Source organism: Paraburkholderia sp. J8-2 (assembly GCF_905220195.1).
Classification (GTDB): domain Bacteria; phylum Pseudomonadota; class Gammaproteobacteria; order Burkholderiales; family Burkholderiaceae; genus Paraburkholderia.
On sequence record NZ_CAJMZA010000025.1, the window covers coordinates 60,624 to 74,926 of the forward strand.

At 68.7% G+C, this 14,303-nt stretch carries 12 protein-coding genes; 5 read left to right on the forward strand and 7 right to left on the reverse strand.

The annotated features are described in order from the left end of the window. Nucleotides 1-129 precede the first annotated feature (129 nt). The 5 genes from U5A52_RS33210 (at nucleotide 130) to U5A52_RS33230 (ending at nucleotide 7,364) form a co-directional block, all read left to right on the forward strand. The gene (locus U5A52_RS33210) at nucleotides 130-2,250 is read left to right on the forward strand and encodes an acetate--CoA ligase family protein (RefSeq protein ID WP_321938186.1); all 2,121 of its coding nucleotides are present in this window, start codon (nucleotides 130-132) and stop codon (nucleotides 2,248-2,250) included. Beyond that, entirely contained in the window at nucleotides 2,247-4,601 is a 2,355-nt protein-coding gene (locus tag U5A52_RS33215; protein WP_321938188.1) for an enoyl-CoA hydratase-related protein, read from the forward strand. Before U5A52_RS33210 ends, U5A52_RS33215 begins: the two co-directional genes overlap by 4 nt. 32 nt (nucleotides 4,602-4,633) lie before the next feature. After that, complete coding sequence (locus U5A52_RS33220; RefSeq protein WP_321938190.1) at nucleotides 4,634-5,863, forward strand: acyl-CoA dehydrogenase family protein; 1,230 nt, start codon at nucleotides 4,634-4,636, stop codon at nucleotides 5,861-5,863. Nucleotides 5,864-5,948: 85 nt separating this feature from the next. Beyond that, complete coding sequence (locus U5A52_RS33225; protein WP_321938192.1) at nucleotides 5,949-6,971, forward strand: NADP-dependent oxidoreductase; 1,023 nt, start codon at nucleotides 5,949-5,951, stop codon at nucleotides 6,969-6,971. Between the two features lie 18 nt (nucleotides 6,972-6,989). Then, nucleotides 6,990-7,364 (forward strand): EthD domain-containing protein, encoded by a 375-nt coding sequence (locus U5A52_RS33230; protein ID WP_321938194.1) that lies wholly within the window; start codon nucleotides 6,990-6,992, stop codon nucleotides 7,362-7,364. 61 nt (nucleotides 7,365-7,425) lie between these two features. On the opposite strand, the gene U5A52_RS33235 is transcribed toward U5A52_RS33230, so the two are convergent. The 7 genes from U5A52_RS33235 to U5A52_RS33265 are packed head-to-tail and all read right to left on the reverse strand — an operon-like array spanning nucleotide 7,426 to nucleotide 14,286. Continuing rightward, the gene (locus U5A52_RS33235) at nucleotides 7,426-8,577 is read right to left on the reverse strand and encodes an acyl-CoA dehydrogenase (protein ID WP_321938196.1); all 1,152 of its coding nucleotides are present in this window, start codon (nucleotides 8,575-8,577) and stop codon (nucleotides 7,426-7,428) included. 25 nt (nucleotides 8,578-8,602) lie between these two features. Beyond that, nucleotides 8,603-9,271, reverse strand: a complete 669-nt coding sequence (locus tag U5A52_RS33240) for a histidine phosphatase family protein (RefSeq protein ID WP_321938198.1) — start codon at nucleotides 9,269-9,271, stop codon at nucleotides 8,603-8,605. 24 nt (nucleotides 9,272-9,295) lie between these two features. Then, nucleotides 9,296-10,060, reverse strand: coding sequence for an SDR family NAD(P)-dependent oxidoreductase (locus U5A52_RS33245; RefSeq protein WP_321938200.1), 765 nt, complete (start codon nucleotides 10,058-10,060; stop codon nucleotides 9,296-9,298). Beyond that, on the reverse strand, nucleotides 10,053-11,255 hold the full coding sequence (locus U5A52_RS33250; protein WP_321938202.1) for an acyl-CoA dehydrogenase family protein: 1,203 nt from the start codon (nucleotides 11,253-11,255) through the stop codon (nucleotides 10,053-10,055). The genes U5A52_RS33245 and U5A52_RS33250 overlap by 8 nt, the downstream gene beginning before the upstream one ends. A gap of 14 nt (nucleotides 11,256-11,269) precedes the next feature. Next, nucleotides 11,270-12,052, reverse strand: a complete 783-nt coding sequence (locus U5A52_RS33255; protein WP_321938204.1) for an SDR family NAD(P)-dependent oxidoreductase — start codon at nucleotides 12,050-12,052, stop codon at nucleotides 11,270-11,272. A 26-nt stretch (nucleotides 12,053-12,078) separates the two neighbouring features. Then, nucleotides 12,079-13,251: an acetyl-CoA C-acetyltransferase gene (locus U5A52_RS33260; protein ID WP_321938206.1), complete on the reverse strand. Its 1,173-nt coding sequence runs from the start codon at nucleotides 13,249-13,251 to the stop codon at nucleotides 12,079-12,081. Between the two features lie 60 nt (nucleotides 13,252-13,311). Continuing rightward, complete coding sequence (locus tag U5A52_RS33265) at nucleotides 13,312-14,286, reverse strand: nitronate monooxygenase family protein (RefSeq protein ID WP_321938209.1); 975 nt, start codon at nucleotides 14,284-14,286, stop codon at nucleotides 13,312-13,314. Nucleotides 14,287-14,303: the final 17 nt, after the last annotated feature.

Below are 14,303 nucleotides of genomic sequence, written 5' to 3' on the forward strand. Positions count from 1 at the left end.
ACCGGGACGTGACGCGGTTGTTTACGCCGCGGGCCGCGCGGGGCGATCGACGTCCCTCACGGCCCGACCGGACCGCCAGACTGGGCTAAACATACGCTCTAAGCCCGCCAAATCAAAGGAGACACGTCTTTGTCCGCCGCTCCCGAAAGCCCCGCCCAACGCCAGGCGATCGATCGCCTGTTCAATCCCCGCTCCATCGCACTCGTGGGCGCAACCGAACGCTCGATCTGGTCAGTCGCCGCAAACGATAATCTACGACGATTTGATTTCAAGGGGCCGGTTCACTACGTCAACCCCAAGGGCGGCACGATCTTCGGCGCGCCGGCTGCCACGAGCTGCGCGGCCGTCGGCGAGCCCATCGACGCCGCGCTGCTGATGGTGCCCGAGGCGAAGATGATCGAAGTGTTCGCCGATCTCCAGGCCGCGGGCGTGGGCGGCGCCGTGATTCTCTCGGCCGGTTTCGCCGAACTCGGCGAGGCAGGCGCCGAGCGCCAGCGCGACGTGGCCGCGGCCGCGAGGTCCGCGGGCATCCGCATTCTTGGGCCGAACTGCCTTGGCTTCGCGAACTTCGCCGCAGGCGCGCCGATCTGGACCACGCCGCTGCGCCGGCCCAAGCCAGACGCGCGCGTGGCGATCGTGTCGCAAAGCGGCGCCATTGCGAGCCAGCTCGAGCAGTTCGCCTACCAGCAGCGCGTGGGCGTCACGCACATGATCTCGACCGGCAACGAGGCCGATATCACGATTGCCGACGCCATCGACTATCTCGCGCGGCAGCCCGAGCCGCGCGCCATCGCGCTCTTTCTTGAATCGGTGCGCGATCCAGCGCGCTTTGCCACCGCCGTGCGGGCGGCAACGGCCGCCGGCAAGCCGGTCGTGCTGCTCAAGGTTGGCACCAGTGAGGCGACCGCGCGCGCGGCCCAGGCCCATACCGGCTCGCTCGTCGGCGACGACCGCGTGTTCGACGCCCTGTGCCGCAAGCTGGGCCTTTCGCGCGTGCATTCGCTCGAAGAGCTGATCGTCACCGCCGACCTGTTCGCGCGGCTCGGCCCCGTCGAAGCGAAGGGTCTCGCGCTCACGGCGATGTCGGGCGGCATGTGCGAGATCATGACCGACCAGGCGGACGCCGAAGGTATCGAGATCGCGCCGCTCGCGGGGGCGACGCTCGCACGTTTGCGCGAAGCGCTGCCGCCCTTTGCGACACCGGCCAATCCGCTCGACATCACGGGCGCCGCGATGCTGCAGCCCGACCTGATTCCAACGGCGCTCGCCGCGCTCGCCAGCGACACCTCGGTGGGCGCACTCGGCTTCGTGTTCGACGCCCCGCTCAAGGACGACGCACGCGGCTTCGCGCGCAATTTCATCCGCCATATCGGCGAAGGTTTCAAAGCGGCGGGCAAGCCCTGCCTGATGATGAGCCACACGTTCAGCGCCGTGAACGGCGAGGCGCGCGATATGACCGACGCGGCCGGCGTGGTCTATTCGGGCGGCGGCGTGCAGCATTGCGTGAGCGCGCTCGGGCATCTGGCCGCGCATCATGCATGGCGGCGGCGCACGGCGGTTGCCGGCGCAAAAGCGGCGCCAGGTATCGCCGGGCGCCCCAATGGCGAGCGCGAAGTGCTCGACTACCTCGACTCGGCGGGCGTGCCCGTCATTCCCGTGCGGCTCGCGCGCACAGCGGATGAAGCCGTGTCGATCGCCGCTGCGCTCGACGCGAGCGTCGTGCTCAAGATCGCCTCGCCCGACATCGCGCACAAGACTGAGGTGGGCGGCGTGGCGCTCAACCTGCTGGGCGAAGCCGCCGTACGCGAAGCGTTCGACACCATGCTCGCCCGCGTGCGCGCTGCCGTGCCCGAGGCACGCATCGAAGGGATCGTCGTCGCGCCGATGCGCCGGGGCGGCGTCGAGCTTTTCGTCGGCACGATGAACGATCCGCAATGGGGCCCGGCTGTCGCCGTGGGTCTCGGCGGCATCTGGGTCGAGGCGCTCAAGGACACGAGCCTGCGCCTCTTGCCGGTCAGCGAGCAGGATGTGCTCGACATGCTCGCCGAGCTGCGCGGCGCGAAGCTGCTCGACGGCTTTCGCGGCGCGCCTGGGGCCGACCGCGAGGCGCTCGCGCGCGCGATCGTCGCGATCGGCGAGGCCGCGCTCGCGCTCGGCCCCGATCTGGTTTCACTCGAAATCAACCCGCTGCTGGCAGAAGGCGCACGCGTCGAAGCGCTCGACGGCCTGACGGAATGGAGGAGCGCATGAACACGACCAGGACCACACCAGCGACCGCGCCTGAGACCACACCTGTCATCGTCGGCGTCGGCGAATTCGTCGACCGGCCCGCGCAGGCCGCCGACGCGCGCGAACCGCTCGAGTCGATCGCCGAAGCCTTGCGCGCAGCAGAGCGCGACGCAGGCGGCGGCTGGCTCGACAAGCTCGACTCGCTGCACCTCGTCGCCTTCATCACCTGGCGCTACGATGACCCCGCGCGCGCGCTCTGCGAACGCCTAGGGATCGACACCGCTTGCGGCATCAACGGCCCGATGGGCGGGGAAACGCCGATTCGCGCCATTCATGACGCCGCGTTGCGCGTCGCGCGCGGCGAGATTCGCGCGGCGGCCGTGGCCGGCGGCGAAGCGATGAATGCGCGTGCCCGCGCGCGCAAGGACAAGGCAGCGCTGCCCTGGACGCCGCTCGCGCCGCGCGAAACGGCCGTCGCGTTCCCGACCGGCGACTTCGCGCTCAGCCCGATTGCGAAGCGCCTTGGCGTGACGGACCCCGCGCAGGTTTATCCGCTCTACGAAATGGCGACGCAGGCCGCATGGGGCCAAACGCCCGCGCAGGCGCAGGCCGAGTCGGCGAAACTGTGGGCGCGCTACGCGGCCATCGCCGCCGACAATCCCTCGGCATGGCTGCGCAAGGCGCCTGACGCCGCAACGATCGCGACGGTCGATGACACGAACCGCATGATCAACTGGCCCTACCCGAAGCTGATGGTGGCCAACCCGCAGGTGAACCAGTCGGCAGCCGTGATCGTCACAAGCCTCGCGCAAGCCCGCAAGGCCGGTGTGCCGGAAGACCGCATCGTCTATATCTGGGGCGGCGCGGCCGCGAACGAACCGGCCGACTACTTGCAGCGCGACGCCTACGATCACAGCACCGCGCAGGCCGCCGTGCTGCGCGGCGCGGTCGAACTCGTGGGCGGCGACGCGCACCGCTTCGGCCCGATCGAGCTGTATAGCTGCTTCCCCGTGGTGCCGAAAATGGCGCTGCGCACGCTCGGACTCGACGCGGCGGCGCACGCGCCGAGCGTGGCGGGCGGCCTCACGTTCTTCGGCGGCCCGCTGAACAACTACATGGGCCACGCAGTGTGCGCGATGGTGCGTGCGCTGCGCGCCGCGCCCGAGCAGCCCGGCCTGCTCTACGGCCAGGGCGGCTATGTCAACAAGCATCACGCGCTCGTTGTGAGCGCGCGGCCCGCCCCCCAGCCTCTCGCGCCGTCGTATTCGGTGCAGGCGCAGGCCGAGGCTGCGCGCGCGGTTGTGCCTGCGTTGATCGACGGTTATGAAGGCCCCGCGCGCATCGAAACCTACACGGTGCTGTACGGCCGCGACAGGCGTCCGCTGCACGGTATCGTCGTGCTGCGCACGCCGCACGACGAACGCCTGATGGCAAAAGTCGCCGCCGATGACGAACTCTCCCTGGCGCTGCTGCTCTCGATAGAGCGCAGCGCCGTGGGCGAGCCGGGCCACGTGCGCACCGACACCTTCGGCCACCCCGTCTGGGAAGCAGGCGAAACCGCGCGCGCGCGTTCGGCGCGACCGCTGCGCTACTGCACGGTCGAACGCGAAGGCCACGTCACGATCGTGACGATCAACCGTCCCGATTCGATGAACGCGTTGACGCCGGCCGCGAACGCCGAACTGGCCGAAGTCTTCGACGACTTCGCGCGCGACCCGCAGCAATGGGTGGCGATTCTCACTGGCGCGGGCGAGCGCGCGTTCTGCTCCGGGAACGACCTCAAGTTCACGGCCCGGGCCATGGCGCGCGGCGAGAGCATCGAGCCGCCACTCACGGGCTTCGCGGGCCTCACCTCGCGCTTCGATCTGAACAAGCCCGTGATCGCGGCCGTCAACGGCGTGGCGATGGGTGGCGGCTTCGAGATCGCGCTCGCCTGCGATCTGATCGTCGCGGCCGAGAACGCCACGTTCGCGCTGCCGGAGCCGAAGGTCGGCCTCGCCGCGCTTGCGGGGGGACTGTTGCGGCTGCCGCGCCAGATCGGCCTGAAGCAGGCCATGGGGTTGATCCTCACAGGCCGCCGCGTCACCGCCGCGGAAGGTCTCGCGCTCGGCTTCGTGAACGAGACCACGGCGCCTGGCGCCGCGCTCGAAGCCGCGAAGCGCTGGGCCGCCGAAATCATCGCGTGCAGCCCGATGTCGGTGCGCGCCTCGATGGAGGTGGTGCGCCACGGCCTGGCGAGCGCATCGATTGAAGAGGCGTCGCGCCAGCAAAACCGCCTGCCTGCCGTGCGCGCGCTCTTCAAGTCCGACGACGTGCGCGAAGGGCCGCTCGCCTTCGCGCAAAAGCGTGCGCCGCAATGGCGTTCACAATGAGCGGCGCGTGCGCCGCCCCCAAGGAGACACGCATGGACCTGCAATGGAGTGACGCCGACCTCGCCTTTCGCGACGAGGTGCGCGCGTTCCTGAAAGAGCATCTGACCGAAGATCTGCGCGAAGCGGGACGCCTCATGACGAGCGTGTACGCCGACCACGAGGCGTCGATGAAATGGCAGCGCATTCTCGCGGCGAAGGGCTGGGCCGCGCCGGCGTGGCCGGTCGAATACGGCGGCTGCGGCTGGAGCGCGGCGCAGCGCTATATCTTTTCGCGCGAGCGTATCGCGGCAGGCGCGCCGCCGCTCTCGCCCATGGGCATCCAGATGTGCGCGCCCGCGCTGATCGAGTTCGGCACACCGGAGCAAAAGGACTTTTTCCTGCCGCGCATGCTGAGCGGCGAGCACTTCTGGTGCCAGGGCTACTCGGAGCCGCAGTCGGGCTCGGACCTCGCCTCGCTGCAGATGAGCGCCGTGGAGGACGGCGGCGACCTCGTCTGCAACGGCTCGAAAATCTGGGCCACGCACGCGAACGTCGCGAACTGGATCTTCTGCCTCGTGCGCACCTCGCGCGAGAGCAAGCCGCAGCGCGGCATTACCTTCCTGCTGATCGACATGGCAACGCCCGGCGTGAGCGTACAACCCATCGTGATGTCCTCGGGCGAGCACATTCAGAACCAGGTCTTCTTCGACAACGTGCGCGTGCCGAAGGGCAACGTCATCGGCCAGATTGGCGACGGCTGGACCGTGGCGAAGTACCTGCTCGAATTCGAGCGCGGCGGCGTGGCCTATACGCCCGAGTTCCATCTGATGCTCGAGCGTCTGCGCGCGTTCGCGCAGACCGCGCCCGGCGAGGGCACGGCGCGCCTGATCGATTGCCCCGAATTCGCGGCGAAGCTCGCGGCGGCGAGCGTGCGCGTGGAAACGCTCGAGGTCTATGAGCTGCGCACGATGTCGGCGATCTCGGCGGGCGGATCGCCGGGGGCGAGCGCTTCGGTCATGAAGATACTCGGTACCGAGCTGCATCAGCACATCACGGAGCTGTGGCTCGAAGCGGCGGGGCCTTATGGCCGCGCGTACCAGCCGCAGGCCGTGCGTCCAGGCGGTCCGGTCACGCTACCGCACGCGAGCGGCGCGCCTGCGGGGCCGCTCGCGGCCGTCGCGGCGCCGCTGCGCTATCTGAACGATCGCGCGGGGTCGATCTACGCGGGCTCCAACGAGATTCAACGCAACATCCTCGCCAAAGTGGCCCTGGATCTGCACTGACGATCTCCGGCGGGCGAAGCCTGCCCGCCCTCCATCCTGCTTCGCCGCGTGCTCGCAGAGCACATCTCCTTCCGGAAAAACCGCCATGACAGGCCAAACCAACCAGCAATGGGTCCTGCGCCGCCGCCCCGAGGCGAGCATGCAGGCTGACGATCTCGAACTCGTCGAAGCGCCGTTGCCGGCACTGCGCGACGACGAAATCCTCGTGCGCAATCTGTATCTCTCGATCGACCCGACCAACCGTCTCTGGATGAGCGAGCGCGATCAATATTTGCCGCCCGTGGGCCTCGGCCAGGCGATGCGCGGCACCGTGATCGGCGTGGTCGAATCGAGCCGCTCAACGCGCTTTTCACCAGGCGATCTCGTCATGCCGCCGCTCGGCGCGTGGCAGCGCTATTCGGTCGAGCGCGCCGCGTCGTGCCGCGTGCTCAGGCCCGCGCCGGGCCTGCCACTGAGCGCGTATCTCTCCGTGCTCGGGCTCACCGGCCTCACCGCCTACGCGGGCATGCTCGACATCGGCCAGCCCCAGCCTGGCGAAACCGTCGTGGTCTCCGCGGCGGCCGGCGCCGTCGGCTCCGTTGCCGGACAGATCGCGAAGATCAAGGGCTGCCGCGTGATCGGGATTGCAGGCGGTCCCGCGAAGTGCGCGTGGCTCGTCGATCGGCTCGGCTTTGACGGCGCCATCGACTACAAGCGCGAGGACGTGCCCGCCGCGCTCGCACGACTCTGCCCGGACGGCGTGGACGTGAGCTTCGAGAACGTGGGCGGCCCGATCATGAACGCCGTGTTCGAGCGCCTGAACCGCGGTGCCCGCATGGCCGTTTGCGGCCTCATCTCGGGCTACAACGATGAAGGGCCGCTCGCGGGGCCCACCGACTTCGGGCGCGTGCTGATGAATCGCCTTACGATCCGCGGGTTCGTCGTCATCGATCACCTCGCGCGCGCGAAGGACGCCACGGCGGATCTTTCGCGCTGGATCGGCGAAGGCCGCATGCAGTGGAAGGACCACATCGTCGAAGGACTGGAGGCCGCACCCGATGCGCTTCAGCGCCTGTTCACCGGCAATCACGACGGCAAGCTGATCGTGCGCATCAGCGCGCTCGATTAACCCCTCCCTGAGAACACGATGATCAAACTGACCTTCTGTCTGCGCCGCCTTCCGCAACTCACACCGAAGGCGTTTCGCGACTACTGGTACGACGTCCACGGTCCGCTCGTGCGCGAGGTCGCCGAGGCGATGCGTATGCGCCGCTACGTGCAGTCGCATGCACTGGTCGATGCGCGCTTCGTTGGCATTGCGGCGACGCGCGGCATCGAGGCCACGCCCTACGACGGCATCGCCGAACTCTGGTGGGACGATGTGGAGTCGATGCTCGCCGTGGGAGAAACGAGCGAAGGGCGGGCGGCCAGCCGCCGTCTCGTCGCCGACGAGCGCAATTTCATCGACGTGGTGAATTCTCCGCTCTTCTTTGTGAATGAGCGCGAGGTGATCGCGCGCTAAAGGCAACGCGCCGCTTCGCGTGGTTCCGCGAAACGGCGTTTTGTTGTGCGAATGAACGTGCTCAGGCGAGCGCGGCTGCCGCCGTCAGGCGCGCATGACGCGCGAGATGATGATCGGCGCCGCCGAACTCGTTTTCGAGCACGGTGGCGCGCTTGAAGTAATGGCCGAGCGCAAGCTCGTCGGTCATCCCCATCGCGCCGTGCAGTTGCACGGCGTTCTGCCCGACGAAGCGGCACGCCTTCGCCATCGTCACCTTCGCGGCGGAGGTCGCGCGCTGGCGCTCGGCCACGGGCTTGTCGAGCGAGAGCGCCGCGAGGTACATCGCCGAATTGGCGAGTTCCACTTGCAGATACATGTCGACCATGCGGTGCTGCAACGCCTGGAAGCTCGCGATCGGCTGGCCGAACTGCTTGCGCTGGCGCGTGTAGTCGAGCGTATCGCCATGCAGTTTCTTGAGCACGCCCACGGCCTCGGCGCAGACCGCCGCGATGGCCGCGTCGCGCACCGCTTCGAGCACGGCGAGCGCGGCGCCCTCCTCGCCCAGCAGCGCATCGACGGGGAGATCGACGCCCTCGAACACGAGATCCGACGCCCAGCGCCCGTCGATGGTCGCGTAGTCGTGCGTCGCAACGCCAGAGGCGTTCTTGTCCACGAGGAACAGCGAGAGGCCGGCCGCGTCGCCGCGCCCGCCCGACGTGCGCGCCGCGATGAGCAGTTGCGTGGCCCACGGCGCGGCCATGACGACCTGCTTCGCGCCGTCGAGCCGCCAGCCGCCGTGCGCGTTGCGACGCGCGCGCGTATGGATGTGCGCAAGCGCTCGGCCTGCCCCGGCTTCATCCCAGCCGCAGGCGTAGACCACCTCGCCCGCCGCGATGCGTTCGAGCGCCGCGTCGGCAGCAGGACCGCCCGAGCGCGCAAGCGCGCCCGCGGCCATCACGCAGGTTTCGAGGAACGGCTCGACGAACAGCACGGAGCCCAGTTCTTCCATCACGATCATCGTCTCGACCGCGCCGCCGCCGAAGCCGCCCACGCGCTCCGGCAACGCCACGCCGAGCACGCCGAGATCGCGCCCGAGCGTTTGCCAGATGTCGCGGCGCCAGCCCGCTTCGGAGAGGACCGCGCGGCGTCGCGCCTCGAACGTGTAGTGGTCCTGCAGAAAAGACTGCAATGCGTCGCGCAGCAGCGTCTGCTCTTGCGTAAAGTCGAAATTCATCGTGATCTTCCTGTGAATGGGGTGGCTAGATCCGGCTGCTCCATGCGGTATCCGACGCTGTCGCAACATTGAAGCTGACAAGACCGCGCCGTGTGCCGCTGAAGGCCAGCGACGTGACCGAGGCATTGCCGATCGACTCGACGAAATCGATCATGCGCCCGGCGGGCAGGCGCAGCGCCGCGCACATCAGCACCGCGATCACGCCCGCGGAGGTCACGGCCAGCACGCGCTGCCCGCGCGGCGATTGCGCCGCGAGTTGCGCAAACCATACGACTGCGCGGCAGCTGAATTCGTCGAGCGTCGGCACGCCCGGCAACGCCTCGCCTTCGAGCGCCCAGCGGCGAATCTCCGCGCCGTAAAGCCGCATTTGCGCGGCGCTGGTTTGTGGCCAATGGAGGCCGCCGCTCAGGCACCGCGCATGCGCCGCGTCGAGCAGCGTGTGGCCATGCGCGAATTCATCGAGCGCCGGCTCGATCTCCAGTTTCGGGGCCGCTTCGAACGCGGCGAGCGCGCCGCGTGCGGTTTGCGCATGACGCCGGCTCGGCCCGGCGACGATGCGATCGAACGCACCGACGCGCGCCGCGAGAAAGCGGCCCGCCTCGGCGGCCTGCAATTCGCCGAGCCAGGAGAGCTGATCGTAGTCCGCCTCGCCGAATGAGGCCTGGCCGTGACGGAGCAGATAAAGCGTGGACATGGCGTGGCGGGGCAGTCGCGCCGTTCAGAGGGAACTGACCAGATGACCGCCGTCCACGGCAAGCACCGCGCCCGTGATCGAGCGGCTCGCGTTCGAGGCGAGCAGCAGCAGCGCACCGTCGAGATCCTCGGGGTCGGAGAAGCGGCCCTGCGGAATGCGCGCTTGCAGTCGCTTGCCCGCATCGCTGCCGAGAAAGTCGCGGTTCAGGTCGGTGCTCACGTACCCGGGCGCGAGCGCGTTCACGCGAATGCCGTGGCGCGCGAATTCGAGCGCGAGCGCCCTCGTCAGCTGAAGCACGCCCGCCTTCGAGATCGCGTACGGCGCGACGGCGCCCGCCACGCGCTCACCGAGGATGGATGCGATGTTGACGATCGAGCCCGGCCGTTCGGCGGCGACCCAGCGCCGCGCAGCTTCGGTCGCGACGAGCCACGTGCCCTTGAGGTTGGTGTCGATGACGGCGTCCCAGTCGGCCTCGGTCTGTGTCAGCGCGCTCTTCGCGACCGTGACGCCGGCGTTGTTGACGACCACATCCACGCCGCCCGTTTCAGACAGTTTTGCGAAGCCCGCCGCGACCGAGGCGGCATCGGACACATCCATTTCGAGCGCCTGCGCCGTGCCGCCCGCCGCGCCGATGCGCTCGACGAGCGCTTGCAGCCGCTCCACGCGCCGCGCCGCCGCGACGACCTGCGCGCCCGCCTGCGCGAACATTGCGGCGAAGTGCTCACCAAGTCCGCTCGATGCGCCCGTGACCAGCACGCGTCGCCCGGTCAAATCGAAGCGGTCAGCCATGACGCGCACCTCCCGTTTGTGCTTCTTCGCGCGCCGCCGCCTGCCGCGCGATGCGGTTGGCGATGCTCCAGCGATGCGTCTCGGAGGGACCGTCGTAGATGCGAAACGCGCGCATGTCGCTGAAGATGCGCGCGACGATGGCCTCGCCAGTCACGCCGCGCCCGCCCAGCACCTGCACGCAGCGGTCGACCACGCGCCAGAGCGCCTCCGAACACAGCACCTTCGCGACGCTCGACTCGTGCCGCCCCTTCTCGCCCTGGTCGAGCAGCCACGCGCAATGCCAGATCGCAAGACGAGCCGTATGGAGATCGATCTCGTTGTCAGCGAGCTGGAAGCCTACGCCTTCGTGTTCGATCAGCGTCTTGCCGAAGGCCTCGCGCCGGTTTGCGTAAGCCACGGCGACGTCATGCGCGCGCCGCGCGGCGCCGAGCCAGCGCATGCAGTGCGTGAGCCGTGCGGGCGCCAGACGCACCTGCGCGTATCGAAAGCCTTCGCCCACCTTGCCCAGCACGTTCGCGGCGGGTACGCGCAAGCCTTCGAAGCGCACCACGGCATGCCCGCCCGTGAAGCACGAATCGAGCGCGTCCATCAACCGTTCGACGCGAATGCCGGGCTGATCCATGTCGGCGAGAAACATCGTGGCCGCGCCGCTCTCGTCGCGCGCCATGATGATCGCGAACTGCGCGCCCTGCGCACCCGTGATGAACCATTTCACGCCGTCGATCACGAAGTCGTCGCCGTCCGCGCGAGCGGTCGTGCGCAGCATCGACGGGTCCGCACCCGCGCCAGGATCGGGCTCAGTCATGCAGAAACACGAGCGCGCGCGGCCCTCCACGAGCGGCTTGAGCCAGCGTGCCTTTTGCTGCGGCGTCGCCACCGCTTCGAGCAGGTGGATATTGCCTTCGTCGGGCGCGTGGATGTTCAGCGCAATGGGACCGAGCGGCGAATAGCCCGCCTCCTCGAACACGATCGCCTTCGCGACGTGCGACAGCCCGAGTCCGCCGAGTTCCGTGCTCGCATGCGGCGTGAGCAGGCCCCATTCGCGCGCCTCGGCCACCAGTTCGTCGCGCAGCGCCTCGTGCGGGCCGTGCGCGTCCTGGCGCGGGTCCCGCTCGCGCGCAATGATGCGCTCGGCAATGAAGCGGCGCGTGCGCGCCTGCAGTTCGATGAGCGGCTCAGAAAGTGAGAAGTCCAAAACACTGCCTCCGGTCAGCGCGGCGCCATGCGGATCGCGCCATCGAGGCGCAGCGACGCGCCGTTGAGGTAGCCGTTCTCGACGATCGAGACCGCGAGCGCCGCGAACTCTTCGGTGCGGCCGAGCCGCTTTGGAAACGGCACCGATTCCGACAATGCGGCGAGTACGTGATCGGACGCGCCCTTGAGCAACGGCGTGTCGAAAATGCCGGGCATGATCGTGTTCACGCGAATGCCCTCGCCGGAGAGATCACGCGCGACGGGCAGCGTGAGCGCAACGACGCCGCCCTTCGACGCTGAATACGCGGCCTGACCGATCTGGCCGTCCTCGGCCGCCACCGAAGCCGTGTTGACGATCACGCCGCGCTCGCCGTCCTCGAGCGGCGGCAGCGTGAGCATGCCCGCCGCCGAGCGCGCGAGCACGCGAAACGTGCCGACCAGGTTGATCTGCACGATGCGCTCGAAGTCCGCGGTCGGGAAATGCCGGATTGCGCCGCTGTTGCGGTCGCGCGAAGCAGTCTTGATCGCGTTGCCGGTGCCCGCGCAGTTCACGCAGATGCGCTCCTGGCCATGTGCCGCACGCGCGGCCTCGAAGCCGCACTCGACGCTGTCCTCATCGGTCACGTCCACCTTGAAAAACGTGCCGCCGATTTCCTTCGCAAGCGCCTCGCCCGCCGCTTCGTTCAGGTCGAACAGCGCGACCTTCACGCCGCGCGCGGCAAGCGCGCGCGCTGTCGATGCGCCAAGCCCCGATGCGCCGCCCGTTATCACGGCGCTCAACGTATTGTTCAGTTTCACGTCTTGTCCCTTGTGCCGGGAGCGCCTCAAAGGCGCTCGATGATGGTGACGTTGGCGAGGCCTCCGCCTTCGCAGACCGTTTGCAGTCCGTATCGTTTGTTTTCACGCCGCAGCGCATGCAGCAATGTCGTGATGAGCTTGGTGCCGGTCGCGCCGAGCGGGTGGCCAAGCGCGATCGCGCCGCCGCTCACGTTCAGCCGCGCGGGGTCCGCCTCGAGCGCCTTGAGCCAGGCGAGCGGCACGGGCGCGAACGCCTCGTTCACTTCGAAGAGATCGATGTCATTGATCGAGAGGCCGGTTTTTTGCAACGCACGCCGCGTGGCAGGAATGGGCGCTTCGAGCATGACGACGGGATCGTGGCCGATCACGCCAATGTGATGCACACGTGCAAGCGGCTCGATGCCGAGCGTCTTCAGCCCGCGCTCGTTGACGACGAGCACGCCCGAAGCACCATCGCAGATCTGGCTCGCGCTCGCCGCCGTCACGCGGCCGCCCTCACGCAACAGCTTCACGCCCGCAATACCTTCGAGCGTCGCCTCGAAACGGATGCCCTCATCGACCGTGTGCTGCTGGACCTCGCCTTCGGCGGTCGTGATCTGCACGGGCACGATCTCGGCTTCGAAGTAGCCCGCGCGCGTGGCAGCAGCAGCCTTGCGATGGCTCTCCAGCGCGAACGCGTCAAGTGTTTCCTTGGCGAGCCCGTACTTGTTCGCGATCATCTCGGCGCCGTCGAACTGGCTGAACACCACGCCCGGGTAGCGCTCGCGCATGCGCGGGCTCGTATAGTCGCCGTAGCCATGCTCGCGCGGCAGGGTTTGCGGCAGCGCGATCGGCACACGGCTCATGCTTTCCACGCCGCCCGCGACGACAACGTCCTGCGTGCCCGACAGCACAGCCTGCACCGCGAAATGCAGCGCCTGCTGAGACGAGCCGCACTGGCGGTCGATGGTGGTCGCGGGCACGCTCTCGGGCAGGCGCGAGGCCAGCACCGCGTTGCGCGCGACATTGGTGGACTGCTCGCCGATCTGGCTCACGCAGCCAAGCAGCACGTCGTCGATTGCCGCAGGATCGATGCCGCTGCGCGCGACAAGCGCGCCCAGCACTTCGCCCGCGAGATCGGCGGGATGCCATGCGGACAGACGCCCGCCGCGCCGGCCGCCGGCCGTGCGGGCCGCCGCCACGATATACGCTTCAGCCATGATGGTGTTCGCTCCTCGGTAACTCTGAATGTCGGCCCGGCCGCGGCGCGGGCGCCAACGTTATGCGGCGAGGCGCTGCGCCGCCCCGGCAATGTGTTCGCGCGCCTCGGCAACCATGCGCTCGAGCAGTTGGGCGCAGCTCGGCACATCGTCGATCAGCCCGACGCACTGGCCCGCCGTGATCACGCCGCCGTCCACGTCACCCGCTTCGAGCGCCGCGCGTCCGCGCGTACCCGCAACGAGCGGACGGATCTCCTCGAAAGTCGTGCCGCCCGGGCGGCGCTCCATGCTCACGACCTCTTCCGAGATCGTGTTGCGCAGCACCCGCGCGGTGTTCTGCATCGAGCGGAAAATGAGCCGCGTGTCGCGCTCGCTCGCGCCGACCAGCGCGGCCTTGATCGCGTCGTGAATCGGCGCCTCGCGGGTCGCGCAAAAGCGCGTGCCCATGTTCACGCCCTCGGCGCCGAGCGCAAGCGCCGCCGCGAGGCCACGCCCGTCCGCAATGCCGCCCGAAGCGATCACGGGCACCTTCAGCTTGCGCACGGCGGCGGGAATCAGCACGAGCCCCGAAATGTCGTCTTCGCCGGGATGGCCCGCGCATTCGAAACCGTCGATCGACACTGCGTCGACGCCATTGCGCTCGGCCGACAACGCGTGCCGAATCGCGACGCACTTGTGGATCACCTTCACACCGGCAGCCCTCGCACGCTCGATGAACGGACGCGGGTTGTTGCCGGCCGTCTCCAGTACGCGCACGCCCGCTTCGAGGATCACATCGAGATAGCGCTCGTACGGCGGTGGATTGATCGACGGCAAGATGGTCAGGTTCACGCCGAAGGGTCGGTCGGTCAGCGCACGGCAGCGTTCGATTTCCTCGGCGAGCGCCTCGGGCGTGGGCTGGGTGAGCGCCGTGACGATGCCGAGGCCGCCTGCGTTCGAGACGGCGGCCGCAAGCTCCGCACGGCCCACCCACATCATGCCGCCCTGAATGATCGGGTAGCGAATGCCCAGCAGTTCGGTGATACGCGTTTTCATGATGTTGTCGCCGGCGA

Excerpts from the sequence above, each read along its gene's own strand:
- U5A52_RS33265 (WP_321938209.1), bottom strand. The coding sequence starts at position 14,286 with ATGAAAACGCGTATCACCGAACTGCTGGGCATTCGCTACCCGATCATT.
- U5A52_RS33235 (WP_321938196.1), bottom strand. The coding sequence starts at position 8,577 with ATGAATTTCGACTTTACGCAAGAGCAGACGCTGCTGCGCGACGCATTG.
- U5A52_RS33220 (WP_321938190.1), top strand. The coding sequence starts at position 4,634 with ATGGACCTGCAATGGAGTGACGCCGACCTCGCCTTTCGCGACGAGGTG.
- U5A52_RS33225 (WP_321938192.1), top strand. The coding sequence starts at position 5,949 with ATGACAGGCCAAACCAACCAGCAATGGGTCCTGCGCCGCCGCCCCGAG.
- U5A52_RS33260 (WP_321938206.1), bottom strand. The coding sequence starts at position 13,251 with ATGGCTGAAGCGTATATCGTGGCGGCGGCCCGCACGGCCGGCGGCCGG.
- U5A52_RS33215 (WP_321938188.1), top strand. The coding sequence starts at position 2,247 with ATGAACACGACCAGGACCACACCAGCGACCGCGCCTGAGACCACACCT.
- U5A52_RS33245 (WP_321938200.1), bottom strand. The coding sequence starts at position 10,060 with ATGGCTGACCGCTTCGATTTGACCGGGCGACGCGTGCTGGTCACGGGC.
- U5A52_RS33240 (WP_321938198.1), bottom strand. The coding sequence starts at position 9,271 with ATGTCCACGCTTTATCTGCTCCGTCACGGCCAGGCCTCATTCGGCGAG.
- U5A52_RS33230 (WP_321938194.1), top strand. The coding sequence starts at position 6,990 with ATGATCAAACTGACCTTCTGTCTGCGCCGCCTTCCGCAACTCACACCG.